At 58.3% G+C, this 25,474-nt stretch carries 22 protein-coding genes and 1 pseudogene; all 23 read left to right on the top strand.

Annotated features, from left to right (window positions below):
* The first annotated feature begins 57 nt into the window (after nt 1–57).
* Nucleotides 58–1,383: a replication-associated recombination protein A gene (locus HMPREF2751_RS02190; RefSeq protein ID WP_232250888.1), complete on the top strand. Its 1,326-nt coding sequence runs from the start codon at nt 58–60 to the stop codon at nt 1,381–1,383.
* Nucleotides 1,384–1,511: 128 nt separating this feature from the next.
* Nucleotides 1,512–4,172 (top strand): alanine--tRNA ligase, encoded by a 2,661-nt coding sequence (alaS, locus tag HMPREF2751_RS02185; protein WP_016422696.1) that lies wholly within the window; start codon nt 1,512–1,514, stop codon nt 4,170–4,172.
* 37 nt (nt 4,173–4,209) lie between these two features.
* Nucleotides 4,210–4,713, top strand: a complete 504-nt coding sequence (gene ruvX, locus HMPREF2751_RS02180) for a Holliday junction resolvase RuvX (protein ID WP_048731836.1) — start codon at nt 4,210–4,212, stop codon at nt 4,711–4,713.
* A 260-nt stretch (nt 4,714–4,973) separates the two neighbouring features.
* On the top strand, nt 4,974–6,200 hold the full coding sequence (gene mltG, locus HMPREF2751_RS02175; RefSeq protein WP_048731838.1) for an endolytic transglycosylase MltG: 1,227 nt from the start codon (nt 4,974–4,976) through the stop codon (nt 6,198–6,200).
* Between the two features lie 14 nt (nt 6,201–6,214).
* Entirely contained in the window at nt 6,215–7,030 is an 816-nt protein-coding gene (locus tag HMPREF2751_RS02170) for a shikimate dehydrogenase (protein ID WP_070595284.1), read from the top strand.
* A gap of 26 nt (nt 7,031–7,056) precedes the next feature.
* Entirely contained in the window at nt 7,057–7,668 is a 612-nt protein-coding gene (locus HMPREF2751_RS02165; protein ID WP_049190770.1) for a prepilin peptidase, read from the top strand.
* Between the two features lie 94 nt (nt 7,669–7,762).
* Entirely contained in the window at nt 7,763–8,950 is a 1,188-nt protein-coding gene (gene aroC, locus HMPREF2751_RS02160) for a chorismate synthase (RefSeq protein ID WP_187400145.1), read from the top strand.
* A gap of 40 nt (nt 8,951–8,990) precedes the next feature.
* Nucleotides 8,991–9,512, top strand: coding sequence for a shikimate kinase (locus tag HMPREF2751_RS02155; RefSeq protein WP_048731844.1), 522 nt, complete (start codon nt 8,991–8,993; stop codon nt 9,510–9,512).
* An 87-nt stretch (nt 9,513–9,599) separates the two neighbouring features.
* Complete coding sequence (gene aroB, locus HMPREF2751_RS02150; protein ID WP_048731847.1) at nt 9,600–10,709, top strand: 3-dehydroquinate synthase; 1,110 nt, start codon at nt 9,600–9,602, stop codon at nt 10,707–10,709.
* Complete coding sequence (gene aroQ, locus HMPREF2751_RS02145; protein ID WP_070595282.1) at nt 10,706–11,182, top strand: type II 3-dehydroquinate dehydratase; 477 nt, start codon at nt 10,706–10,708, stop codon at nt 11,180–11,182. The genes aroB and aroQ overlap by 4 nt, the downstream gene beginning before the upstream one ends.
* On the top strand, nt 11,179–12,351 hold the full coding sequence (locus HMPREF2751_RS02140; protein ID WP_016422705.1) for a M24 family metallopeptidase: 1,173 nt from the start codon (nt 11,179–11,181) through the stop codon (nt 12,349–12,351). Before aroQ ends, HMPREF2751_RS02140 begins: the two co-directional genes overlap by 4 nt.
* An 87-nt stretch (nt 12,352–12,438) precedes the next feature.
* A complete protein-coding gene (gene efp, locus HMPREF2751_RS02135) occupies nt 12,439–13,002 on the top strand; it encodes an elongation factor P (protein WP_016422706.1) in 564 nt (187 codons plus the stop codon).
* A 48-nt stretch (nt 13,003–13,050) separates the two neighbouring features.
* A pseudogene (nusB, locus tag HMPREF2751_RS02130) lies at nt 13,051–13,572 on the top strand (transcription antitermination factor NusB); the annotation flags it as partial.
* A 435-nt stretch (nt 13,573–14,007) separates the two neighbouring features.
* Nucleotides 14,008–14,577, top strand: a complete 570-nt coding sequence (pyrR, locus tag HMPREF2751_RS02125; protein ID WP_016422708.1) for a bifunctional pyr operon transcriptional regulator/uracil phosphoribosyltransferase PyrR — start codon at nt 14,008–14,010, stop codon at nt 14,575–14,577.
* Nucleotides 14,574–15,527, top strand: coding sequence for an aspartate carbamoyltransferase catalytic subunit (locus HMPREF2751_RS02120; protein WP_016422709.1), 954 nt, complete (start codon nt 14,574–14,576; stop codon nt 15,525–15,527). Before pyrR ends, HMPREF2751_RS02120 begins: the two co-directional genes overlap by 4 nt.
* Entirely contained in the window at nt 15,528–16,889 is a 1,362-nt protein-coding gene (locus HMPREF2751_RS02115) for a dihydroorotase (RefSeq protein ID WP_070595280.1), read from the top strand.
* A gap of 38 nt (nt 16,890–16,927) precedes the next feature.
* Complete coding sequence (gene carA, locus HMPREF2751_RS02110; RefSeq protein ID WP_255465687.1) at nt 16,928–18,160, top strand: glutamine-hydrolyzing carbamoyl-phosphate synthase small subunit; 1,233 nt, start codon at nt 16,928–16,930, stop codon at nt 18,158–18,160.
* A gap of 24 nt (nt 18,161–18,184) precedes the next feature.
* Complete coding sequence (gene carB, locus HMPREF2751_RS02105; RefSeq protein ID WP_070595279.1) at nt 18,185–21,544, top strand: carbamoyl-phosphate synthase large subunit; 3,360 nt, start codon at nt 18,185–18,187, stop codon at nt 21,542–21,544.
* 1 nt (nt 21,545) lies between these two features.
* Nucleotides 21,546–22,415, top strand: a complete 870-nt coding sequence (pyrF, locus tag HMPREF2751_RS02100; protein WP_070595277.1) for an orotidine-5'-phosphate decarboxylase — start codon at nt 21,546–21,548, stop codon at nt 22,413–22,415.
* A 421-nt stretch (nt 22,416–22,836) separates the two neighbouring features.
* Nucleotides 22,837–23,163: an integration host factor, actinobacterial type gene (gene mihF, locus HMPREF2751_RS02095; protein WP_016422714.1), complete on the top strand. Its 327-nt coding sequence runs from the start codon at nt 22,837–22,839 to the stop codon at nt 23,161–23,163.
* 5 nt (nt 23,164–23,168) lie between these two features.
* A complete protein-coding gene (gene gmk, locus HMPREF2751_RS02090) occupies nt 23,169–23,741 on the top strand; it encodes a guanylate kinase (protein WP_016422715.1) in 573 nt (190 codons plus the stop codon).
* A gap of 117 nt (nt 23,742–23,858) precedes the next feature.
* Nucleotides 23,859–24,137, top strand: coding sequence for a DNA-directed RNA polymerase subunit omega (gene rpoZ / locus HMPREF2751_RS02085; protein WP_005510796.1), 279 nt, complete (start codon nt 23,859–23,861; stop codon nt 24,135–24,137).
* A 27-nt stretch (nt 24,138–24,164) separates the two neighbouring features.
* Nucleotides 24,165–25,445, top strand: a complete 1,281-nt coding sequence (gene coaBC, locus HMPREF2751_RS02080) for a bifunctional phosphopantothenoylcysteine decarboxylase/phosphopantothenate--cysteine ligase CoaBC (RefSeq protein WP_070547083.1) — start codon at nt 24,165–24,167, stop codon at nt 25,443–25,445.
* Nucleotides 25,446–25,474 lie beyond the last annotated feature (29 nt).

The following is a 25,474-nucleotide window of genomic DNA, read 5'->3' as shown; positions in this document are numbered from 1 at the left end:
GCCGGACCTACAGCGGCCAAGAGCCAAGGTCGGAGTGCGGGGCCAGCAAGCACTGGCCTGAACTCCGATGCGAGCGCCTATTTTCACCCAGGTGCACACGCGCCGTTGGCGGTTCGGATGCGACCGCGAAACCTCGATGAAGTCGTTGGTCAAGACCACCTGTTAGCCCCCGGAGCACCGTTGCGCCGTCTGGTCGAAGGTGGCGGCGACACCTCCGTTATTTTGTTTGGCCCTCCCGGAACTGGCAAGACCACTCTCGCCAGTTTGATTTCCGCGGCGACTGGACGACACTTTGAAGCGCTTTCCGCGCTTAATGCCGGGGTAAAGGAAGTGCGTGCGGTTATCGACACTGCTCGTCGCACGCTCGTTAACCAGGGCATTCAAACGGTGCTCTTCATCGACGAGGTGCACCGTTTTTCCAAGACCCAGCAGGATGCCCTGTTGGGTGCCGTGGAAAACCGGATTGTCCTTCTCGTCGCGGCAACGACGGAAAACCCATCCTTCTCAGTGGTGTCCCCGCTGCTCAGTCGGTCACTGCTGTTGCAGTTGCAGCCACTGGACGACGAAGCCGTCGGCACGCTCATTGATCGAGCACTTACCGATGAGCGCGGCCTGAATGGTCGCGTCAGTATGACAGACGATGCACGTAAACAACTCATTGCGCTGGCAGCTGGAGATGCCCGTCGTTCCCTCACGTACCTCGAGGCAGCCGCAGAAGCCGTAGCCGATGGTGAGCAGATTACCGCTGAGTCGCTTGCCAATTCGATCAACAGGGCTGTGGTTCGCTATGACCGCGACGGCGACCAGCATTACGACGTCACCAGCGCGTTTATTAAGTCCGTCCGCGGATCTGATGTCGATGCTGCCCTGCATTACCTGGCGCGGATGATTGAGGGTGGGGAAGACCCTCGGTTTATTGCCCGCCGAATCGTTATTCTGGCCAGCGAAGACATCGGTATGGCCGACCCGACAGCTCTGCAAACCGCCGTCGCCGCGGCGCAGGCAGTTGCCTTGATAGGGATGCCGGAAGCCCGGCTGACGCTGGCGCAGGCCACGATTCACTTGGCAACAGCACCGAAGTCGAATTCGGTCATAAGCGCAATCGACGGGGCATTGAAGGATGTTCGTTCCGGGAAGACCGGACCGGTGCCACCACATTTGCGCGACGGACATTACAGCGGGGCTAAGGACCTTGGTCACGCGGTGGACTATATCTACCCGCACAATGACCCCATGGGTGTCGTCGCCCAACAGTATCCACCAGATCAGTTAGTGGGCACTGATTATTTCGTCCCATCCAATCACGGTCGTGAAAACGGCATGGCTGAATACCTCGGACGCATTCGCCGAATTATCCGGGGGAGCCGCCGGAAATCGAAGTAGGCGAGATCGGTCGGAATCTACGGGGTGCCGGTGGGGTGGTTTTAAAGTTGCTCGAACCGAGCGGGTAGACTGCTAGTTTTGTATTAAACATCTCGGACGCTCGACGTGAAACGAGGAAGTAGAACACCGTGCAGACTCATGAAATTCGAAATCGCTTCATCCAGCATTTCGTAAAGGCGGGACACACCGAGGTCCCCAGTGCCTCCCTGGTTTTGGATGACCCGAACCTGCTGTTCGTTAATGCCGGCATGGTGCCGTTCAAGCCCTACTTCCTCGGCAATGAGACTCCGGACTTCTCCACCGCGACCTCAATTCAGAAGTGCGTGCGCACACTGGACATTGAAGAGGTGGGTATCACCACCCGCCACAACACCTTCTTCCAGATGGCGGGTAACTTCTCCTTCGGAAATTACTTCAAGGAAGGTGCCATCACTCATGCATGGAGCCTTCTGACTGGTGCTGTTGAGGACGGCGGCTTTGGCATCCCGGCTGAGAAGCTGTGGGTGACGGTTTTCCTCGATGACGATGAGGCCCATGACATCTGGCACGAGAAGGTTGGTGTGCCGGAAGAGCGCATTCAGCGCCGAGGCATGGCGGACAACTACTGGTCCATGGGTGTGCCTGGCCCGTGTGGCCCGTGTTCAGAGATTTTCTACGACCGCGGCCCGGAGTACGGTGCTGACGGTGGCCCAGAGGCGGACGAGGATCGCTACATCGAGATTTGGAACCTCGTCTTCATGGAAAACGAGCGTGGCGAAGGAACAGGCAAGGACTCTTTCGAGATTCTTGGCCCGCTGCCGAAGAAGAACATCGATACCGGTATGGGCATCGAGCGCGTTGCTTTTCTGCTGCAGGGTGTCGACAACGTCTACGAAACCGATCTGCTGCGTCCGGTTATCGACGAAGCTGAGCGGCTCACCGGTTCGAAGTACAGCTCCAACCACCAGGACAACATCCGTTTCCGCGTCATCGCTGACCACAGCCGCACCGGCTTGATGCTGATGCTCGACGGTGTCACCCCCTCGAACTCCGATCGTGGCTATATCCTGCGTCGCCTGCTGCGCCGCATCATCCGCTCTGCGCGTCTGCTCGGCGCTAACGGTCCAGTGCTGGAGAAGCTGATTGGTATTGCGGCCGAGACCATGACCCCGTCGTACCCAGAGATCGCGGAGAACTGGAACCGTATTCGCCGCGTCGCCGTCGCCGAGGAAAAGACCTTCACCAAGACTCTGTCCGCCGGTGAGGAGCTGTTCGAACGTGCTGCCACCAAGGCCAAGGCAGAGGGTAAAACCGTTCTATCCGGTCACGACGCCTTCACCCTGCATGACACCCACGGCTTCCCAATCGACCTGACCATCGAGATGGCCGAAGAGGCCGGCCTGACCATCGACCGCGAGGAATTCGATCGCGAGATGGCTGAGCAGCGTGCGCGCGCAAAGGCCGACAGCCAGGCAAAGAAGCAGTCTCACACCGACCTGCATGTCTACCGCGAGTTCATCGATGAACACCCGACGTCCTTCACTGGTTACGATCGGCTTGCCGACGAATCCACGATTCTTGGCATCATTGCCGATGGCCAGAAGCAGTCGTTTGCCGCAGAGGGCGATGAGATTGAGGTTATCCTCGATCGCACTCCGCTCTACGCCGAGGCCGGCGGTCAGCTGGCTGACCGTGGTCGTATCGTGACTGATTCCGGCGCTGTGGTCCACATCAACGATGTTCAAAAGGTGGGCAAGAAACTGTGGCTGCACAAGGGCATTGTCACCGCTGGTGAATTCACTCCGGGCGTCTCCGCTGAAGCTTTGGTCGACGAGCAGTGGCGTCACGGTGCTCGTCAGGCGCACACTGCAACTCACTTGATTCACGGTGCTCTGCGTCAGGTACTGGGGGATACTGCAACTCAGGCTGGTTCCATGAATAAGCCGGGCTACCTCCGTTTCGACTTCAAGTACGGTGAGCAGCTCACACCGGAACAGCTCCGTGAGATTGAGCAGATCACCAATGAGGCTGTCGACAACGACTGGGCTGTCAATACTGCCGAGATGCCTTTGGAAGAGGCCAAGGCCGCTGGTGCCATGGCATTGTTCAACGAGAACTACGGCGACATCGTCCGCGTTGTCGAGGTCGGTGGCCCGTTCTCAATTGAGCTGTGTGGCGGTACCCACGTTTCGCATTCTTCGCAGATTGGTCCGGTAGCTGTGCTGGGCGAGTCCTCGGTCGGATCGGGCGTGCGCCGTATTGAGGCCTATTCGGGTATGGATTCCTTCCGCTACCTGTCCACTGAGCGTCTCCTGGCTGAACGACTGGCCACTGAATTCAAGGCTCCTTCTGCTGAGCTGCCAGACCGCATTGCAGCACTGGCTGAGAAGCTCAAGGCTGCAGAGAAGCAGCTCGCTGATTTCAAGGCCGGACAGCTGCTGGCCAATGCCGCGTCTCACCTGGAGTCCGCTCGCACCATCGGCGATGTCACCTACCTCGGCCTTAAGCTTCCCGACGGTACGGAGATGAAGGACATCCGTTCGCTGGCTAATGACTTGGCGAAGCGCCTTGCGGATCGCCCAAGCGTCATTGCGTTGATTTCCAACGCTGGCGGCAAGGTTCCGTTTGTGGCCTCGGTTTCGGATGAAGCCGTCAATCGCGGTATTAAGGCCGGCGATTTGGTGAAGCTGATGGGCGCTGAGGTCGGCGGCAAGGGCGGCGGTAAACCGGCAATGGCACAGGGCTCCGGCTCTGATGCTTCCGGAATCGACGCAGCATTGGCCGCGGTTGAGGCCGAACTGTCCAAGTAGCCAATTAACGGCTGTGCTATCGGAAGAGCAGTAAACAATGGCTAAGCCCCGTATTGATACCCCCGGTCAGGATGATCCTGGTCGGGGTCGACGGCTCGGAATCGACGTCGGCGATGTCCGCGTTGGCGTCGCGGTCTCTGACCCCGACTGTATCCTGGCGACCCCGGTTGAAACAGTCACTCGAGCAACGGGGCGAAAAGATCCTGACGGGCCGGATATTGACCGGCTCGTGGAACTTGCCACTGAACTTGAGGTCGTCGAGATTGTTCTCGGCATGCCCCTCATGCTCGACGGCTCGTTCGGGACTTCTGCGCGGAAAGCTACTGACGTTGGATTCCGGCTGCAGCGCCGACTCGGTGACCGAGTCGTAGTGCATTACGCCGACGAGCGGATGACGACGGTAATGGCCCAATCACGGCTGCACGCAGCAGGTATTGATGTTAAGTCCGGGCGGAAGATTATTGACCAGGCTGCGGCAGTAGAAATTCTGCAGTCCTGGTTGGACAGACGGGCAAAAGCTTTGGACGGAAATACCGACTAGGGGGCACACAAAAGTTACCGAAAGGTGACAATTCACCCACCTTTGCGCAATTATTAAGTGTGTAATACCTAAGCACGTTTGTCGCGTGTATAGGATTTGAGAAGTTGAAGTGGCGATTCACACCTACAATGCAACCTAGTGCTACGACTTCGTCGTAAAGCTATGTCGCACCAGTCGTTATTAGTCGCGTGTCGTACCCGAATGGGAAGACTCCTTGCTGATACCGATGGGAGAGTGAGCTGCATTCGAGGAGATTATTGATGAGTAAAGACGCGCAGACTGCGCGCCGCACTGATAGCGGCGGTGCCGACCGGGACCGCGCTGGTGCTCGCAGTGGTGGGACAAAGTCTCGAGTTCGTCACCGCCAAACGGCAGTGGCAATCAATGTGACTTCTGTCCTGTTATGCGTGTTGGTCCTCGGAGTGATTGGCCTCGTCTGGAACCGTGGCGGCATTGTTGACGATTACGATGGCAAAGCTGAGGGTCCATTGACGATTGTTGAGGTCAGTGAAGGCACGTCACTTACTGATTTGTCCAACCAGTTGGTGGAAAGCGGCGTCGTCAAGTCTTCCCGTGCGTTCATCCAGGCCGCGAATGAGAACTCTCATTCAAGTGAATTGCAGCCTGGTTTCTACCGACTCCATCAGCGGATGAAGGCCGACGAGACCGTCGAGGCTCTTCTGGATGTCGAAAATCAGGTCGGTACCGTTGACATTCCGACTGGCGCCCGTTTCGCCGATACCCGCATTGTGTCCTCGTCAGATGTACGTAAGGGAATTTTCTCGCTTATTTCTGAGGCCACTTGTGTTGAGGACAATGACTGCGTGTCCAAGGCCGATCTCGAACGTGCTGCTGGCGAGGCCGATTTGGCCGCGCTGGGTGTTCCAGAATGGGCACGGGACGCGGTAGCTGCGCGTGGCAACGACCCTCGTCGTCTTGAGGGACTCATTACGCCGGGTATTCATCACCTTGACCCGCAGCAGACGCCCGAACAGATGCTGGCAAAATTGGTCAAGGAATCGGTGAAGAATTATGAGGACACGGGTCTCATGGCTTCAGCGGACATGGTTGGTCTTACTCCATACGAGCTGATTACCGCAGCTTCTTTGATCCAGATGGAGGCGCCAGATGGCGACTTCGATAAGGTCGCTCGCGTTATTCTCAACCGTCTCGACGAACCGATGCAGCTGCAGTTCGACTCGACAGTCAACTACGACCTGCCAGATCAGGAAATCGCAACCACGGATGAGGACCGCGCGCGAAAGACCGCGTGGAACACCTACGCCAAGGAGGGGCTGCCGGAAACCCCCATTGCTTCGCCCTCCATCGAGGCGATTCGTGCCATGGAAAATCCGGCTGACGGCACCTGGCTGTACTTTGTCACGGTGGACAAGGAAGGAAATACTGTCTTTAGCACGACCTTCGAAGAGCACGAGGCCGCTATCGACGAGTCACGCAACAATGGCGTGCTGGATTCCAACCGCTAAGAGGTAGAACTCCTATGCCTATAACTCATCGCGCAGCCGTGCTGGGAGATCCGATTGATCACTCGTACTCGCCGGCTATTCACAACGCCGGTTACCGCACTGCGGGAATGAATGACTGGCACTATGACCGCATTCGCTGCAACGCCGAAGAACTTGCCGACGTCGTTGGTGGAGCAGACCCCTGTTTCCAGGGATTTTCCGTCACGATGCCTGGCAAGTTTGCCGCGCTGGACTTCGCGGATGAAGTCAGTGAGCGCGCACGGCTCATAGGTTCAGCGAACACTCTGGTCCGTCGCGATTCGGACTGGTTTGCCGACAACACCGATGGCGACGGCGTACTGGGAGCACTGCGCGAGATAGACTGCACGAACGCACCACGTGGCCGCGCCGTTGTTGTTGGTGCCGGTGGCACGGCACGACCGGCACTTTGGGCGCTGTCGCAGCTGGGTGTCAATCATGTGACCGTAGTAGCGCGCTCCGAGCGCGCATATGACATTGAACCATTAGCTGCCGCGCTGGGGATGGAATTTGTTTGGGTGACTTTTGATGTTCCAAACCTGGCAGATATTGCTGGTAATGCCGACGTGCTGGTCTCTACGGTGCCGTCAGCCGCAATTGAGTCGGTTGCTGGCTACCTCGCTCGAGCACCGAAGATTCTCGACGTCATTTACAATCCCTGGCCAACCCCACTTGTGAAAGCAGCGGAACGCGGAGGGACACAGGCGGTCGGTGGATTGTCCATGTTGCTACATCAAGCGGTGGGACAGTTTGAGCAGTTTACTGGACGCACTCCCGATGTCGAGGCGATGCGTGCAGCGCTGCCGAACTAGCTCACAACCGTTACAATCCCAAAGTTATGGGGTGGGGAATAACTGAGATAGGGCTGTCTCCGATTGGACAGCACAGGATTGACCCGGTCTACCTTGACCGGGTTTTCTATTTCCTAGTCGTGATGCTTGTACTCGGCTGGGGCGGTATTGGCTGCTGGTTGGATGTGACTCGGCGAAGACTACCGAACTGGTGGTTAGTGCTAGGGGCAGTGGGTCTGATAGCAACCACTGGAATGGTGCTCCAGCAAAAGAGCACCTTGGCTGACAATCTCGCCAGTGCAGTCGCAGCCATAGGAACAGGAATAGGCCTCTGGTTTGGCCTCTATGTAGCAGTCTTCATCTTCAACCCACGCTCTATGGGGGCTGGAGATGTGAAGCTCGCAGCAATTCTCGGGGGCGGTGTCGGTCTGGTATCGGGCGAGCCAGTGGCGACAGCAATTTGGATTGCAGTGGCAATTCTGTTGGCTGCCGGACTCACTCTCCTCATGGCAGGAGTCACCGCGGGAAAGCGGGGCTGGGGTGACCGTCGTAAAGCAAAAACAGCGCCTGTACCGGCGAGCGTGCCTCATGGGCCTGCGATGCTTGCAGCAACCGCCATTGTGTGGGGGATAAGCGGAGGGTACCTACAAGTCCCCTGAAGCGGTAGACCAGGGGCGATGAATTGGGGCATATTTGAAACTTGTATGCCCCCAAATGCACAAGAAGTACGGCAAACGTGACATTATGATACCTATGCTTCGTTGGACTACCGCGGGTGAATCTCACGGCAAAGCGCTTATCGCTCTCGTAGAAGGCGCGCCAGCCGGACTTCCCCTGACTACAGATGACGTATCACGCCACCTCGCACGCCGCCGCCTCGGCTATGGTCGCGGGGCGCGAATGAAGTTTGAGGCTGATGAGGTCACCCTGCTGACTGGCATTCGACATGGTGAGACGCTGGGATCGCCGATTGGCATTATGGTCGGCAACTCCGAATGGCCCAAGTGGACTGAGGTCATGAGCCCGGATCCAGTTGACCCAGTTGTTTTGGATACAGCTCGTGGCGCCACCTTAACCCGCCCGCGCCCGGGGCATGCCGATTTCAACGGCATGCTGAAGTACAACCACACCGATGCTCGAAACATCCTGGAGCGTTCATCGGCTCGCGAGACTGCAGCACGTGTGGCGGCATCGGTTGTGGCACGCTCAATTCTGCGTGAGACTCTCGGTGTGGAAGTTGTCAGCCACGTTATTTCCATCGGTCGTTCGGAGCCCTACGAGGGGCCACTGCCGACCTTCGCTGATCAGGACAAGATTGACGAGTCGCCAGTGCGTGCATTCTCCGCAGCTGCGGAGGAGTCGATGATTGACGAAATCAAGGCCGCCAAGAAGCAGGGCGACACCCTCGGTGGCATCGTCGAGGTCGTTGTCCACGGTCTGCCGGTGGGTCTGGGATCGCACATTTCCGGTGATGCCCGTCTGGATTCGCAGCTTGCGGCTGCCTTGATGGGAATTCAGTCCGTCAAGGGCGTGGAGATCGGCGACGGTTTTGAGGAAGCCCGTCGCCGTGGCACCGAGGCTCACGATGAAATGGTGCGTACCGACGACGGCGTGGATCGGGAAACTAACCGCGCCGGTGGCCTGGAGGGTGGCATGACTAATGCTCAACCTCTCGTTGTGCGTGCTGCGATGAAACCAATTTCGACCGTTCCGCGTGCGCTGAAGACCGTCGATATGGCCAGCGGCGATGCAGCTACCGCAATCCACCAGCGCTCTGATGTCTGCGCGGTCCCGGCCGGCGGTGTTGTCGCAGAGGCAATGGTCGCGCTGGTACTGGCGCGTGCAGTGATGGAAAAGTTCGGCGGCGATAGCCTGGAGGAAACCAAGCGTAACGTTGAGGGCTACTTGGAGCAGACTCGACGTCGCCTTGATTGGAAATAGCGCCACAGTCGCGCACACGAAGAAGGGTAAAACGAGGGGAATGTCCGTTCCTACTATTGTCCTTGTCGGACCGCCCGGATCGGGAAAGTCCACCATCGGTCGTCGACTGTCTCGTGCATTGAGCACAAGACTCACCGATACCGATGAGATGATTGAACAGCGCATGGGCAAGACTTGTGGGGAAGTCTTTTCCGAGCTGGGAGAGCCGGAATTCCGCCGTATCGAGGAACAAATCGTGGCGGAGGCTCTGACCCACGACGGAATCGTCTCACTTGGCGGTGGTGCCGTGATTTCGCAGGCGACCCGTGACCTGCTGGCAGACCATAACGTCGTCTACCTCGAGATCAGCATTGCAGAGGGTGTCCGTCGTACAGCGGGTAACAATTCGCGCCCGGTGCTCCAGGCGGATGATCCTGAGGCTCATTACCGCGCGCTCTATGAGGCTCGCCGAGCTTTTTACGAAGATGCAGCCACTTTCAAGGTGCGTTCCGACGAACGTTCCCCGCAGCGCGTTGTGGCCGAGATCCTCAGCTACCTCGATGAAACCTGCGACGAGGCTTAACTGGCGACTCTTAAAAGGCGGCAGCTAATCACTGCCGTATAACCAGCAACTCCATACATTTCTTACGCTAACGACTAGGGACTGACAATGAACTCAACCCGCACAATCCGTGTTGAAGGCCCATCGCCGTACACGGTGACCATGGGGCATGGACTCACCGAGCAGATTGCGGAGGCCGCTACCTTTGCTTCCCAGGTTGCGGTAATTCACCAGGGGAGCGTTCAAGAGCTGAGCTTCGGCGTCATCAAGGCTCTGGCGGACAAAGGAGTCGACTCCTTCAGCATCCAGGTTCCGGATGCGGAGGAGGGCAAGACGCTCGCAGTTGCTGAAACAGTTTGGGACACTTTTGGTGAACGCGGTCTGGGCCGGCGTGACGCGGTAATCGCGATTGGCGGCGGTGCAGCTACAGACTTCGGTGGATTCGTCGCCGCCGCGTGGATGCGTGGAGTGAAGGTTATCCAGGTCCCGACGACGCTGCTCGGCATGGTCGACGCAGCTGTCGGCGGTAAGACCGGTATCAACACTGCAGCCGGCAAGAACCTGGTCGGCGCTTTCCACGAGCCTGCCGCGGTGTTCTGTGACCTTGATGTCCTGCGCACCTTGCCGAAGGCCGAGCTGATCGCGGGCTCGGCAGAGATTATCAAGGCTGGATTTATCGCGGACACGAAGATTCTCGATCTTTACGAGGCAAACCCGCAGGCCTGCCTCGATGTTGACGGTGACCTGCCAGAACTGGTCGAGCGCGCGATTGCTGTCAAGGCACGCGTTGTCGCTGAGGATCTGAAGGAATCTGGCCTCCGTGAGATCCTGAACTATGGCCACACTTTCGGTCATGCCGTTGAGCACTTTGAAAACTACCGCTGGCGCCATGGCCATGCCGTAGCTGTAGGCATGGTTTATGTTGCCGAGCTGGCCAAGATCACCGGACATATTGATCAGGAACTCGTCGACCGCCACCGTCGCATCCTAGAGTCCATTGGTCTGCCAACGACCTACCAGACAGGTCGTTTTACCGAGCTCTACGATGCGATGACCAGGGATAAGAAGAACCGCGACGGTGCGATCCGATTCGTTATTCTAGAAAACCCCGGTGAAACAGCCCGTCTTGAAGGCCCGGGAATGGATGACCTCGAGCGTGCATACGAACTGCTCTGCAACAATGGGCACGCCGCATCGGAGGAGTCAGCCCGCTCATGACCTCTCTTCGCGCAGCAACTGATGCCACAACGGCGATTCCGACCGTGCTTGTTCTGAACGGCCCGAACCTCGATCGTCTGGGCAAGCGTCAGCCAGAAATTTACGGTGCCACTACTTTGGCTGATGTCGAATCTGAACTTCGTACCCTAGCCAAGGAGCTTGGCGTCGTAGTGGATTGCCGCCAATCCAACTATGAAGGTCAACTCATCGAGTGGGTTCACGAAGCTGCCGACTACGGTTGGCCAGTCATTATCAATCCAGGGGGGGTGACACACACCTCCGTCGCCCTACGTGACGCGCTTGCCGAAATTGCCGACGGCGCGGGCTTCCACGAGGTCCATATTTCAAACATTCACGCCCGGGAGGAGTTTCGGCACCACTCGTACCTGTCGGCGCTTGCCGCGGGCGTTATCGTCGGATGCGGAACTGATGGGTATTCCATGGCACTGAGAAGGGTGAGTACGAAACTATGACAGATATCTCCACGAACTACGCCGCCCGCAGAGCCGCTCTTATCGACGCATTGTCCGACAACGACTGCGACGGTTTCCTCACAGTCGATCCGACGCATGTTGGTTGGCTTACAGGTTTCCACGGCTCGAATGCTGGTTTGATTGTTGCGGCCAGTGGGGAAGCGCTGCTTTCCACCGACGGCCGCTATACGGTTCAGGCTGGCAAACAGGCACCGGACGTGGAGTTACTCACCGCCCGCAACACCGGCGTGGCACTCGTCGGTCAATGCCGAAAGCTGGATATCTCGCGTCTTGGTGTTGAATCTGAGTTCCTCACTATGGCCGCTTATCAAGAGCTAGAGGATGCCCGGCCACAGGCACTCGAGCTGGTATCGACTACGGGCGTCGTCTCTAAACTGCGGGAGGTCAAGTCCGATACGGAACTCGTCGCTCTGCGCCATGTCGCCGACATCGCGGTCTGCGCATTCGAGGACTTGCTTCACGACGGCATCGTGGTCGCCGGCCGCACGGAGCGCGAAGTCGCCGCAGAGTTGGAGTACCGCATGCGCATGCATGGCGCCGATCGGCCTAGCTTCGACACGATTGTCGCGAGCGGCCCGAATTCCGCCAAGCCACACCACGGGGCGGAAGATCGCGTAATCGAGGCAGGTGACCTGGTCACTATTGACTTTGGCGCCTTTGCCGGGGGCTACAACTCAGATATGACACGTACCCTCTTTGCCGGTGAGGCGGGAACGTCGTCAAGCGAAAACGATCCGAACAATACGTCGTCAGATTTGGACGGCGCGATTGTTGCCGGGGTGGAGTTCGCAGACGAGAAGGCCCGAGAGATTTACAATGTCGTGCTGGAAGCCCAGCTGGCTGGCGTAAAAGCGGCCGTGCCAGGGGCTGATGTTGTGGCTGTAGACGCAGCATGCCGGGACATTATTGAAAAGGCTGGTTATGGGGAGCACTTCGTTCATTCCACCGGCCACGGAATCGGTATTGAGGTGCATGAGGCTCCATTTGCTGCTCGCACCGGCAAGGGGAAGTTGGCAGCTGGCATGACGTTGACCATCGAGCCTGGTATTTATGTGCCGGGGTTCGGCGGTGTGCGCATCGAAGATACGTTGATTATCACCGACACCGAGCCGGAAATTATTACGCAGCTGCCGAAACCGCGGGCCTAACATCACGGCGTTTTATTTTTCTCTCGATGAGATACGGAGTATCGTGGTTTCGTCAGAGAGCTTTTTAACAATTTCAGGAGAGTTTAGTTGGCTACCACCGCAGATTTTAAAAACGGTCTAGTTATCAAGCACGACAATAAGCTTCAGCAGATCGTGGAGTTCCAGCACGTCAAGCCAGGTAAGGGTCCGGCATTCGTCCGCACCAAGCTGAAGGACGTTCTGACCGGCAAGGTTGTTGACAAGACTTTCAACGCTGGCGTCAAGATTGAGACTGCTACCGTCGACCGTCGCGACATGACGTACCTGTACCACGACGGTGAAGGATACGTCTTCATGGACGACAAGACCTACGACCAGATTTCCATCCTGGACGCTCAGATGCCGGAGGGTGCTAAGTTCCTGCTTCCGGAAACCACCTGCCAGGTGTCCTTCCATGAGGGCAACGTTCTTTTCGCTGAAATGCCTGTTTCGGTTGAACTGAAGGTTGAGCAGACCGACCCGGGTCTGCAGGGCGACCGCTCCACCGGTGGCACCAAGCCGGCAACTTTGGAGACTGGCGCTGAGATTCAGGTGCCGCTGTTCATCGAAACCGGCGACGTACTGAAGGTCGACACCCGTGACGGCTCCTACCTGTCCCGCGTCAACCACTAATTCCCTCATCTAGTTCACCCTTTTGTTGAGAGCGATACATACACATCCATGACTGAAAAGGATCACAAGTCCGTCGAGACCCCGGATGCGCAGGAGTCCGCGAAAGTTCGCGAACCTAACTACAAGCGCCACGGCGCGCGCTACCGTGCGCGCCGTCGTGCGGTAGATCTGCTATTTGAGGCCGAGCAGCGAGGCGTCGACGTCGTCAAGCTTCTTGAAGAGCGGCTGGAAATGGTCCGTAATCCCGATCTGGATGTGAATCCAATTGCGGAGTACACCGAGCAGATCGTGCGCGGTGTAGCTGCGGAAATTATCGGTATCGACTCGACGATTTCTTCGTACCTGACGGAGGAGTGGCCGCTGCGTCGCCTACCGGCAGTCGACCGTGCTATCTTGCGTCTTTCCACCTGGGAGCTGTTCTACAACTCCGACGTGCCTCCGCGTGTGGCCGTGGTGGAAGGCGTTGAGCTGGCATCGGAATACTCCACTGATGTGGCGGCACCGTACATCAACGCAGTTCTCGATGCCGAGGCCAAGATTGCCGACCAGGCACGCCTGGCAGCAGCAGCTGTTAGCACTTCGGTGGGCGAGTCCCAGTTCGACGAGGCTATTCAGGCACAGGCTGCTGCAAATGAGGAAGCTGACAAGGCACTGGCTGACTCCGATGAGATGGCTAAGATTACCGGCCTGGACATGAGCGATATTGCCAAGCTGGTGGCTGAAGACGTGGCTAAGAGCGAGAACGGGTCCTAGCCAATCAAAGCGGCCGGGCTCACTGCGAGCCGATCACAGTCGGTTCTCGCGGATTGTCTGAAACTCCAAGTCCCTTTTTTTGGGGGCTTGGAGTTTTGTTGCATTTAGAGGCAATTTAAGTGTGAGTGCTATTCTGGTCAGCGGAAGTTTGCACCGCGCCCGTAGTTGCGAGTCATGCAAACTGATAATCAAATATCCACAATCAAGACATCCTTTAACGGACCGCACTGAGAGGCGGGGAAGGAGGTCACGATGAGCGAAGGAACGCCGCAAACAACCGAGCTGCTCAATGCAGACGAAGTTGCACGTACCATCGCGCGCATCGCGCACCAAATTATTGAAAAAACTGCGCTGGATAGCCCAAATGCTGGGCGCGTAGTTCTCCTCGGTATTCCATCTGGTGGCGTACCGCTGGCGGAGAAGCTAGCCGATTTGATTGAACAGTTCTCCGGCATTCGCCCGGAAACTGGATCGCTTGATATCACCCTGTACAGGGATGACTTGCGCAAGGGCCCGCACCGCGCCCTGCAGCCCACGAACATTCCAAACTCCGGAATCGACGGCACCACCGTTGTTCTCGTAGACGATGTCCTCTTCTCAGGTCGCACAATTCGTGCCGCACTCGACGCTATTGCTGACATCGGTCGCCCGCGAGTAATTCAGCTTGCAGTGCTGGTTGATCGTGGTCATCGTCAACTACCAATTCGCGCCGATTACGTCGGTAAGAATCTGCCAACTTCCCGCGACGAAGACGTCGATGTGCTGGTAGAGGCACTTGACGGCCGTGACGCGGTTATTCTCACCCGGGCGGAGGAACAGTGAAACACCTGATTAGCATTGCGGATTTGACCAAGGATGAAATTGTCGGCCTGATGGATGAGGCCGATCGTTTCAAGGAGGTCATCCGCGGTCGGGAAATTAAGAAGCTGCCGACCCTGCGCGGCCGCACTATTTATAACCTCTTTTACGAGAACTCCACGCGTACCCGCTCTTCTTTTGAGACTGCGGGTAAGTGGATGAGCGCCGATGTTATTAATATCTCGGCTTCCTCTTCCTCTGTGAAGAAAGGCGAAAGTCTGAAAGACACCGCGCTGACTTTGGATGCTATCGGCGGCGATGCCATCGTCGTTAGGCACCCATCGTCGGGCGCGGCACAGCTGATCGCCAAGTGGACTGAGGAATTTGGCAACGGCCCATCGATCATCAACGCGGGTGACGGAAAGCACCAGCACCCGACGCAGGCTCTCCTGGACGCAGTGACGTTGCGTCAGCGCCTCGGTGGAATTGAGGGGCGCAAGGTCGTCATCGTTGGCGATATTTTGCATTCTCGCGTCGCTCGCTCTAACGCCGATCTGCTGAGCAAGCTCGGCGCCGAGGTCGTGTTCGTCGCGCCACCGACGCTGCTGCCGTTTGGCATCGAGACCTGGCCGGTGCGTGTTGCCTACCGCATGGAAGACGAGATCCGCGATGCTGATGCCGTGATGATGCTCCGCGTTCAGCAGGAGCGCATGAACGGAGGCTTCTTCCCATCCCATCGCGAATACGCCACTCGCTACGGGCTGTCGAAGGCTCGCGAGAAGATGCTTCGCGACGACTGCATTGTGATGCACCCAGGCCCGATGCTTCGTGGCATGGAAATTAACGATGCCGTCGCTGATTTGCCGCGCACTGCCGTGCTGCAGCAGGTAGCCAACGGTGTCCACGTCCGCATGGCAGTTCTTTTCACACTGCTGACCTCAGGTGTTTCCGCCAACTTGGAAGGGCAGGCATAAATGTCGAATCGCAATGAGTATGACGAAGCCTCGTACCCCGAGGTAGGACCGCTGGCAGCGTCCGCGAGGGGACAGCTGCTGCTGAAGGGCGTGCGTCCCTACGGTGAAGGCGAAGATGTCGACGTTCTGATTGAAGATGGCGTCATCGCTGAGATTGGTGAAAATCTCACGGCCGAGGACGGGGTAGAGGTCCTGGAGTTCGACTCCCTCGTTCTCTTGCCAGGTCTGGTTGACATCCATGTGCACCTGCGCGAGCCGGGCCGTGAAGATACGGAAACCCTGGCCACTGGTTCCGCCGCCGCAGCACGCGGTGGTTTCACCGCAGTGTTCACTATGGCCAATACCGCGCCGGTAACCGATGACCCCTCGATTGCTGAGTCGGTGTGGCTCAAGGGCCAGGCGCTGAACCTCTGCGACGTTCACCCGGTCGGATCCATTACTAAGGGGCTGAAGGGCGATACGCTGACTGAGTTCGGCATGATGGCAGACTCGCAGGCGAAGGTACGCATGTTCTCCGATGACGGTAAGTGCGTTGACAATCCGCTGATTATGCGCCGCGCGATTGAATACGCCCGCGGCGAAGACGTATTGCTGGCGCAGCACTGCGAAGATCCGCGTCTGACCGCAGATGCATCGGCTCACGAAGGTCCAACCGCCGCACGACTCGGCCTGACCGGGTGGCCGCGCGTAGCTGAGGAGTCCATCGTGGCCCGAGATGCCATTATGGCTCGCGACTACGGCGGACGCATGCACATCTGCCACGCTTCCACCGAAGGCACGGTTGAGCTGGTCAAGTGGGCAAAGGAGCATGATATTCCGCTGACCGCCGAGGTTACCCCGCATCACCTGATTCTCACCGATGAGAAGTTGGAGACCTACGACGGCGTCTACCGCGTCAATCCGCCGCTGCGTGAGCAGCGCGACACCCTGGCTCTGCGTCAGGCTCTGATTGACGGGATCATTGACTGTGTCGCTACCGACCACGCTCCGCACGGCTCTGAAGAAAAGTGCTGCGAGTTCGAGCACGCTAAGCCCGGCATGCTTGGTCTGGAGACCTCGATGCCAATCATCGCCGAAGAGTTCGTTTTGAAGGGCGATTGTGATTGGCGCTGGCTGGCCAAGGTCATGAGTGAGCGTCCCGCTCAAATCGTGAAGCTACCGGGGCACGGCCGTCCGATTGCTGTCGGTGAGCCTGCCAACCTGACTGTTGTTGACCCGGGCAAAAAGTGGACGGTCCGCGGCGAAGACCTGGCGTCGAAGTCCGAGAACACTCCTTATGAGGAAATGGAGATGGCCGTGTCCGTGGCAGCTACCGTGCTGCGCGGTAAGGTGACCGCTCTTAACGGAGAGGTCGCTGGATAATATTCATGTCAACGCATAAAAATTCACATGCGTCCCGTATGATTAATGTAAATTCCTCGCACGCTACCCAACTGAAAGGCAATAACGTGAGCAACGAGTCGCAGGCCGCGGCCGCTACAGCGGCAGTCCTGGTATTGGCAGATGGCCGAGTGTTCCGCGGACGCGGTTTCGGCGCCACCGGTACAACCCTGGGTGAGGCAGTTTTTACCACCGCTATGACGGGCTACCAGGAAACCCTGACGGACCCGTCCTACCACCGCCAGCTGATTGTGGCTACCGCACCACAGATCGGCAACACCGGTTGGAACGATGAGGACTACGAGTCCCGCGGAAACAAGATTTGGGCAGCTGGCTTTATTATCCGCGATTTGTCGCGCATTCCCTCCAACTGGCGCTCGGAGCGCAGCTTGGAAGATGAACTGAAGGCACAGGGCATCATCGGTATCCGCCAGATTGATACTCGCGCGCTGGTTCGCCATTTGCGCGACAATGGCTCGATTGCCGCTGGTATTTTCTCCGGTGAGGACGCACAGCAGCCCGTCGATAAGCTGGTGGAAATCGTTCGCGCTCAGCCTGCGATGAAGGGCGCGGATCTGGCTCGCGAGGTCAGCACCGATGAGGCCTATGTCGTGGAACCACAGGGGGAGAAGAAGGCACGTGTTGTGGCCTACGACCTGGGCATCAAGTCCAACACCCCGCGTGAGCTGGCTAAGCGTGGCCTGGAAGTCGTAGTTGTTCCGGCTAACACTCCGTACGAAGATATTAAGAAGGAATACCAGCCGGACGGTGTCTTCTTGTCCAACGGCCCGGGTGACCCGGCAACTGCTGATGAGATGGTTGCGGTCGCCAAGGCTGCCCTCGATGACGGCATGCCGCTATTCGGTATCTGCTTCGGTAACCAGATTCTTGGTCGCGCACTCGGCCTGAATACCTACAAGCTGGTCTTCGGTCACCGCGGCGTCAATGTTCCGGTGAAGGACCACCGCACTGGCCGTATTTTTATCACCGCTCAGAACCACGGTTTCGCACTTGAAGGCAAGGCCGGCGAGAGTTTCGATACCCCGTGGGGCGAGGCAGAGGTTACGCACACCTGCCTTAACGACGACGTCGTGGAAGGTGTCGCACTGAAGAACGGCATGGCCTTTTCTGTGCAGTACCACCCGGAGTCCGCAGCCGGCCCGCACGATGCGCACTCTCTCTTTGATGACTTCCTGGCGCTGATCCAGAAGGTCGATTTCAACAAGTCCGCAACCGGAAACTCGAACAAGTAGGAAAGGGCTAAGGGACCTAACACCATGCCACGTCGTACAGACATCAACCACGTACTGGTTATCGGCTCCGGCCCGATTGTTATCGGTCAGGCCTGCGAGTTCGACTACTCCGGCACCCAGGCTTGCCGCGTGCTGCGCGAAGAGGGCCTGAGAGTCACGCTGGTCAACTCCAACCCGGCAACGATTATGACTGACCCGGAGTTCGCAGACTCCACCTATATCGAGCCGATTGAAACCAAGTACATCGAAAAGATTCTGGCCAAGGAAGCTGCAGAGGGCAACCCGATTGACGCTGTCCTGGCAACTCTCGGTGGCCAGACTGCACTGAACGCAGCTATTCAGCTGGACCGCGAGGGCATTCTGGAGAAGTACAATGTCGAGCTGATTGGTGCTGATATTCCGGCCATTCAGCGCGGTGAGGATCGCCAGATGTTCAAGGACATCGTCGCCAAGATTGGTGGCGAATCCGCTCGTTCCCGCGTCTGCCACAACATGGAAGAAGTCCATGAGACTGTTGCAGAGCTCGGTCTTCCGGTCGTTGTTCGCCCGTCGTTCACCATGGGCGGTCTGGGTTCCGGTCTGGCCTTCAACCAGGAAGACCTCGACCGTATTGCAGGTGGCGGCCTGGCCGCATCGCCCGAGGCCAATGTTCTGATCGAGGAGTCCATCCTCGGCTGGAAGGAATTTGAGCTCGAGCTCATGCGCGATGGCGACGACAACGTTGTCGTGGTCTGCTCCATTGAAAACGTTGATGCCCTCGGTGTCCACACTGGTGACTCGGTGACTGTCGCTCCGTCGATGACTCTGACCGACCGCGAGTTCCAGACCATGCGTGACCAGGGCATCGCAATTCTGCGTGAGGTCGGCGTTGACACCGGTGGCTGTAACATCCAGTTCGCCATCAACCCGAATGACGGCCGCATCATCACCATTGAGATGAACCCGCGCGTCTCCCGCTCGTCGGCGCTTGCTTCCAAGGCAACTGGTTTCCCGATTGCAAAGATTGCTGCCAAGCTGGCTATCGGCTACACCCTTGATGAGATCACCAACGACATCACCGGTGAAACCCCGGCAGCGTTTGAGCCGGTGCAGGATTACGTGATTGTCAAGGCTCCACGCTTTGCTTTCGAGAAGTTCCCAGGTGCTGACGATACGCTGACCACCACCATGAAGTCCGTCGGTGAGGCCATGGCTATCGGCCGTAACTACATCGGCGCGCTCGGTAAGGTTATGCGTTCGCTGGAGAACAAGCCAGCTGGTTTCTGGACTGTTCCGGATGAGGACTTCGCAGGTGAGCGCGCAAGCGATGTCAACGCTGTCCTTGAGGACCTGAAGCGTCCGACTGAAGGTCGCATCTACGACGTTGAGCTGGCTCAGCGTCTGGGTGCTTCCATCGAGCAGATCCACGAAGCTTCCGGCCTGGATCCGTGGTTTATCGCCGAGATGGAAAACCTGCAGGATATCCGCAAGGAGCTTATCGACGCTCCGGTGCTGACCTCCGACCTGCTGCGTGAGGCTAAGTACTGGGGACTGTCCGACGCCCAGATTGCTGCGCTGCGTCCGGAATTGGCCGGGGAAGACGGCGTGCGCGAGCTGCGCTGGCGCCTGAACATCCACCCCGTATTCAAGACTGTCGATACCTGCTCCGCCGAGTTCGAAGCACAGACTCCGTACCACTACTCGGCATACGAGCTGGACCCGGCTGCTGAGTCCGAGGTCGCCCCGCAGACCGAAAAGGAAAAGGTCATCATCCTCGGTTCCGGTCCTAACCGCATCGGCCAGGGTATTGAGTTCGACTACTCCTGTGTCCACGCGGCGCTCGAGCTCTCCCGGGTTGGGTACGAGACCGTCATGGTCAACTGCAACCCGGAAACGGTTTCCACCGACTACGACACCGCAGATCGCCTCTACTTCGAGCCATTGACCTTCGAGGATGTCCTCGAGGTCTACCACGCTGAGAGCCAGTCCGGAAAGGTCGCAGGCGTCATTGTTCAGCTCGGTGGCCAGACTCCGCTGGGCCTGGCGGAGCGTCTGCAGGCCGCAGGCGTTCCGATTGTCGGCACTAGCCCAGAGGCAATCGACCTGGCTGAGGACCGCGGTGAGTTCGGCAAGGTGCTGGCTGAGGCCAAGCTGCCGGCGCCGGAGTTCGGTACCGCCACCTCCTTCGCAGAAGCTCGCCAGGTTGCCGCTGGTATCGGTTACCCGGTGCTGGTCCGTCCGTCCTACGTCCTCGGCGGCCGTGGCATGGAAATCGTCTACGATGAGGCCACTCTGGAGGACTACATCAACCGCGCTACCGAGCTGTCCAATGAGCACCCGGTACTGGTTGACCGCTTCCTGGACAGCGCCATCGAGATTGATGTTGATGCACTGTGTGATGGGGAAGAGGTCTACCTCGGCGGCGTTATGGAGCACATTGAGGAAGCCGGTATTCACTCCGGCGACTCCGCGTGTGCGCTGCCTCCGATGACTCTGTCTGCAGGCATCATCGACAAGGTGCGTGAATCCACCAAGGCACTGGCACACGGCATCGGTGTCAAGGGCCTGATGAACGTTCAGTACGCACTCAAGGACGAGACGCTCTACGTCATCGAGGCCAACCCGCGTGCATCTCGTACCGTACCGTTTGTCTCCAAGGCAACCTCAGTTCCGCTGGCTAAGGCCGCGTCCCGCGTCATGATGGGCGCTACTATCGCGGAACTGCGCGAAGAGGGCATGATTCCGTCCAACTTCGACGGTGGCTCTCTGCCTGCTGACGCTCCGATTGCGGTTAAGGAAGCCGTCCTGCCGTTCAACCGCTTCCGCGACTTCGAGGGCCGCGCTCTCGACAGCCTGCTGAGCCCGGAGATGAAGTCCACCGGTGAAGTCATGGGCTTGGCAGACAACTTTGGTGCCGCTTTCGCCAAGGGCGAGCTGGCCGGTTTCGGTGAGCTGCCGACCGAGGGCACGATCTTCGTCTCGCTGGCCAACCGCGATAAGCGCACTCTGGTCTTCCCGATCCTCACGCTGGCGGATATGGGCTTCCGCATCCTGGCAACGGAGGGTACGGCCGGTATGCTGCGCCGCAACGGTGTTGAGTGTGAGGTCGTCGCAAAGCGTACGACTGATTCCGATGCGCCGACGGACGAGCGCGACATCGTCGACATGATTCGCGACGGTGAGGTTGACATCATTATCAACACCCCGTCCGGTTCTGCTGGCGCACGCTCTGACGGATATGAGATTCGCGCTGCTGCTGTGAGCCAGGGCGTAACTTGTGTGACCACCGCTCAGGGGGCCGTCGCCGCACTGCAGGGCATTCTGGCACTGCGCAACGGTGAGATGAGCGTTAAGGCTCTGCAGGAACTCCACCCGGCAGAGTTGGCTGCTCAGGAGCAGGCCTAACATGACCGCGAAGGCTGAAGGTTCCGCAGTGCGGACAGTCAAAGGTTTCGGCGATCGCCTCAGCGAGGTTGTCGCCGAGCGCGGTCGGCTCTGCGTGGGCATCGACCCGCACCCGGGGCTGCTGGATGCCTGGCAGTTGCCGCATTCGGCTGACGGTCTAGAGCGTTTTGCCGCCACATGCGTCGAGGCGTTCGGTGACATCGTTGCCGTCGTCAAGCCCCAGGTGGCGTTCTTTGAAGCCTACGGTTCCAAGGGCTTTGCCGTCCTGGAGCGGACGTTGGCAGATCTGAAGGACGCCGGTGCGCTGTCGATTGCAGATGCCAAGCGGGGCGATATCGGTTCGACGATGGCTGCATACGCTGATGCCTGGCTGTCGGATAGCTCGCCGCTAGCCGCCGACGCACTGACGGTATCTCCGTACCTTGGGTTCGGTGCTCTTGATCCGGCGGTTTCGTTGGCGTTGGAGAACGGACGCGGCCTGTTCGTGCTGGCCGCAACGTCCAATCCGGAAGGTGCGTCCGTACAGAAGGCGACGGTTTCGGGTGAGAGTCTGGCTCAGACCATGGTCAACCAGGCAGCCGCTATTAATGCCCGCCAGATTGACGCTGGTGCAAAGGCGGGCAGCATCGGCGTTGTTGTTGGCGCAACGCTTGACGACGCCCCGGTGCTCAGTGACCTGCGCGGTCCCATTCTCATGCCCGGTGTGGGAGCTCAGGGTGGAACCCCGGCCGATGTAGATCGTCTGGCAGGGGAATCCAAGGGGCTTGCACTGCCAAATATTTCGCGTGCAATTCTCTCCGCTGGGTCTGATCCTGCTGCGCTGCGGCGCGCAACTATTGAAGCTGCGGCTCCGTTCCTATCCGAGAGTTAGCAGCGAATCGACGATTTGGCAGAGGCCCGCAGGGCGCACCTCATAGAACAGTTGCCCCTGCGGGCTTCTTCCGTACCTAGCTGCCGAGATTATCCTAATGAGCCTCAGGTGGCGGCGGAGTAGGTATAGGCAAGTTACTGTGACGATTCCTGGGAGATTTCGTACAAAAACCGTGGTCAATTTCCATTCTCCTGGGCAAACGGTGCTACAATCGCCGGAGTTGGTTGACCACGACCGAAAGGTGGGGCGGATAAAGCCCTGGTGTCATTTTTATCGACACCCCGTCAGCATTTGCCTCAACAACCGGTAAGTGCGGTACGGTCTCCAATCGTTAAGCACGGTGTCGTTGCCTGCCCTTGGTGGACGCGAGGCTCGTGCAAGTAAATAAGAAGCTAACCAATCTATTTTTACGGAGGAACACGTGGCCCTTCCGCAGTTGACCCCGGAGCAGCGTGCAGCAGCACTCGAGAAGGCAGCTCAGGCCCGCAAGGTACGCGCAGAGCTCAAGGACAAGCTGAAGCGTGGCGCTATCGACCTGCCAGAGGTTCTCAAGCAGGCTGACGAGAACGAGATCATCGGCAAGATGAAAGTCTCCGCTCTGCTCGAGGCTCTGCCGAAGGTCGGCAAGGTCAAGGCACAGGACATCATGAATGACCTGGAGATTGCTCAGACCCGCCGCCTGCGTGGCCTGGGTGACCGTCAGCGTCGCGCTCTGCTGGAGCGCTTCGGCTACGCAGTGGAGGACTAGTCGCAGTGGCCGGGAATGAAAACGGTCAGCTGGTAGTCCTTGCCGGCCCTGCCGGTGTGGGAAAATCCACTGTTGTCAGTCGGCTCCGTGCCGAGGTTCCCGGACTGTACTTCAGCGTTTCCATGACCACCCGCGCCGCACGGCCGGGTGAGGTCGATGGCCGCGACTATTTCTTCGTGACCCCGGAGAAGTTCCAACAGCATATTGATGCAGGAGAGATGCTCGAGTGGGCTGAAATCCACGGTGGTCTGCAGCGTTCTGGAACGCCGCGTGGCCCGGTGGATAAAGCTCTCGCCGAGGGACGTCCGGTACTCGTTGAGGTGGATCTGGCGGGAGCCCGCTCCATCCGTAAGGTAGCGCCGAATGCTCACCTGCTGTTCTTGGCTCCGCCAAGCTGGGAGATTCTCGTCAGCAGGCTCACTGGTCGTGGCACGGAAACCGAGGCGCAAGTCAAGCGTCGCCTGGAAACCGCGCGAGTGGAAATGGATGCTCAGCACGAATTCGATGAGGTTGTTGTCAACGACAATGTCGATGATGCTGTGGCGGCCATCGCTCGGGCGCTGACTACTGGCAAGTAACAGGGCGACTCCACATCATCGATAGTAGAAATCGTTTCCAAGCAATGGTGTTTCTATTGCTCCGACGGTTTCTATTGTCACCCCAGTAACTCACGTTCTATTGAGGAAAGATTTCTCGTGACCCAGGAAAATACCGCCACCGAGGCAGTGTTCGACCCGCCAATTGGTATTACCAATCCGCCGATCGATGAGCTGCTTGGTAAGGCTTCTTCGAAGTACGCTCTGGCTATCTTCGCTGCCAAGCGTGCACGCCAGATTAATGACTACTACCAGCAGATTGACGAAGGCATGCTGGAGTACGTTGGCCCGCTGGTTACTCCGGGGGTCGCTGAGAAGCCTCTGTCCATCGCTCTTCGTGAAATCAACGCTGGTCTGCTGGACCACACTGAGGGCTAGAGCATTTCCTTAAGGGGAGATATCTGTATGCATGCCGCCGGTAATGCTGACGTATCCGAATGTTTAAAGGTTGTCGTCGGGGTTGCCGGCGGCATCGCTGCATATAAGGCCGCACACGTTGTTCGTGGCTTCAAGGAACTCGGTCACGATGTTCGCGTCGTTCCCACCGAGTCCGCATTGAATTTTGTAGGTGCGGCTACTTTCGAGGCGCTGTCGGGGAACCCGGTGTCGACTACGGTTTTTGACGCAGTCGATGAAGTTCAGCATGTCCGCGTGGGGCAGGAGGCCGACCTCGTCGTCGTGGTTCCCGCGACTGCCGACTTTATGGCGCGTGCCGCACACGGGCGTGCCGACGACCTTCTCACCGCAACTTTGCTTGTGGCGACCTGCCCGGTGGTTCTGGCTCCTGCCATGCACACTGAGATGTGGAACCATCCAGCTACGCGCGATAATGTCGCGATTCTTCGTCGCCATGGCACTATTGTCCTCGATCCGGCCCATGGCCGTTTGACTGGTAAGGACACTGGTCCAGGTCGTCTGCCGGAGCCAGAGCAGATAGTTTCGCTGGCATTAGCGGCAGTCGAGAATCCGCGCCACTTCCGCCGCGACTTCGAGGGCGTGCGCTTCATGATTACTGCCGGTGGCACCCGTGAGGCTATCGACCCGGTACGTTTTATCGGCAACCACTCCTCAGGGCGTCAGGGCTTCGCGCTAGCTGAGATGGCAGCACAGCGTGGCGCTCAGGTCACTGTGGTGGCAGGACATACAGATCAGTTGCCGACACCGCTGGGCGCGAATGTTGTAAAGGTTGATTCCACTTTGGAGATGGCCAAGGCCGCCCACGAACACTCCAAGTTGGCCGATGTCTGCATTTTTGCCGCTGCCGTCGCCGACTTCCGTCCGGCATCGACCGCTGGGGCCAAGATGAAGAAGGGCGTCGCAGACGACGCTTTGAGCAACATCCAGCTCGTAGAAAACCCTGACATTCTGGCTACCACTGTGGAGCGGCGTAAAGCGGGCGAGATTCCGGCAACCACGACGATGGTGGGCTTTGCGGCTGAGACCGGCGACGAGACGACGACGCCACTCGAGCTTGCGAAGCAGAAAATTGTGCGCAAGGGCTGCGATTTGCTCATGTGTAACGACGTCTCAGGTGGGCAAACTTTCGGTGCGACGGACAATGTCGGATGGTTGCTGTCTCTCGATGGCGAGCAGTGGGACGTGCCGCGAGGCTCAAAGTTCTCGGTAGCCGGTTCGATTTTGGATGCAGTCTCCGAGCTGCGACAGGAACCTCAGCCAGCGGAGTAGCCGGTGCCTACTACGGCGACTGAACCGCT

Origin of the sequence: Corynebacterium sp. HMSC063G05 (assembly GCF_001810555.1) — a bacterium.
Classification (GTDB): Bacteria; Actinomycetota; Actinomycetes; order Mycobacteriales; family Mycobacteriaceae; genus Corynebacterium; species Corynebacterium jeikeium_D.
Note: the sequence above shows the minus strand (reverse complement) of the source record. Positions and strands in the feature narration are given on the sequence as shown.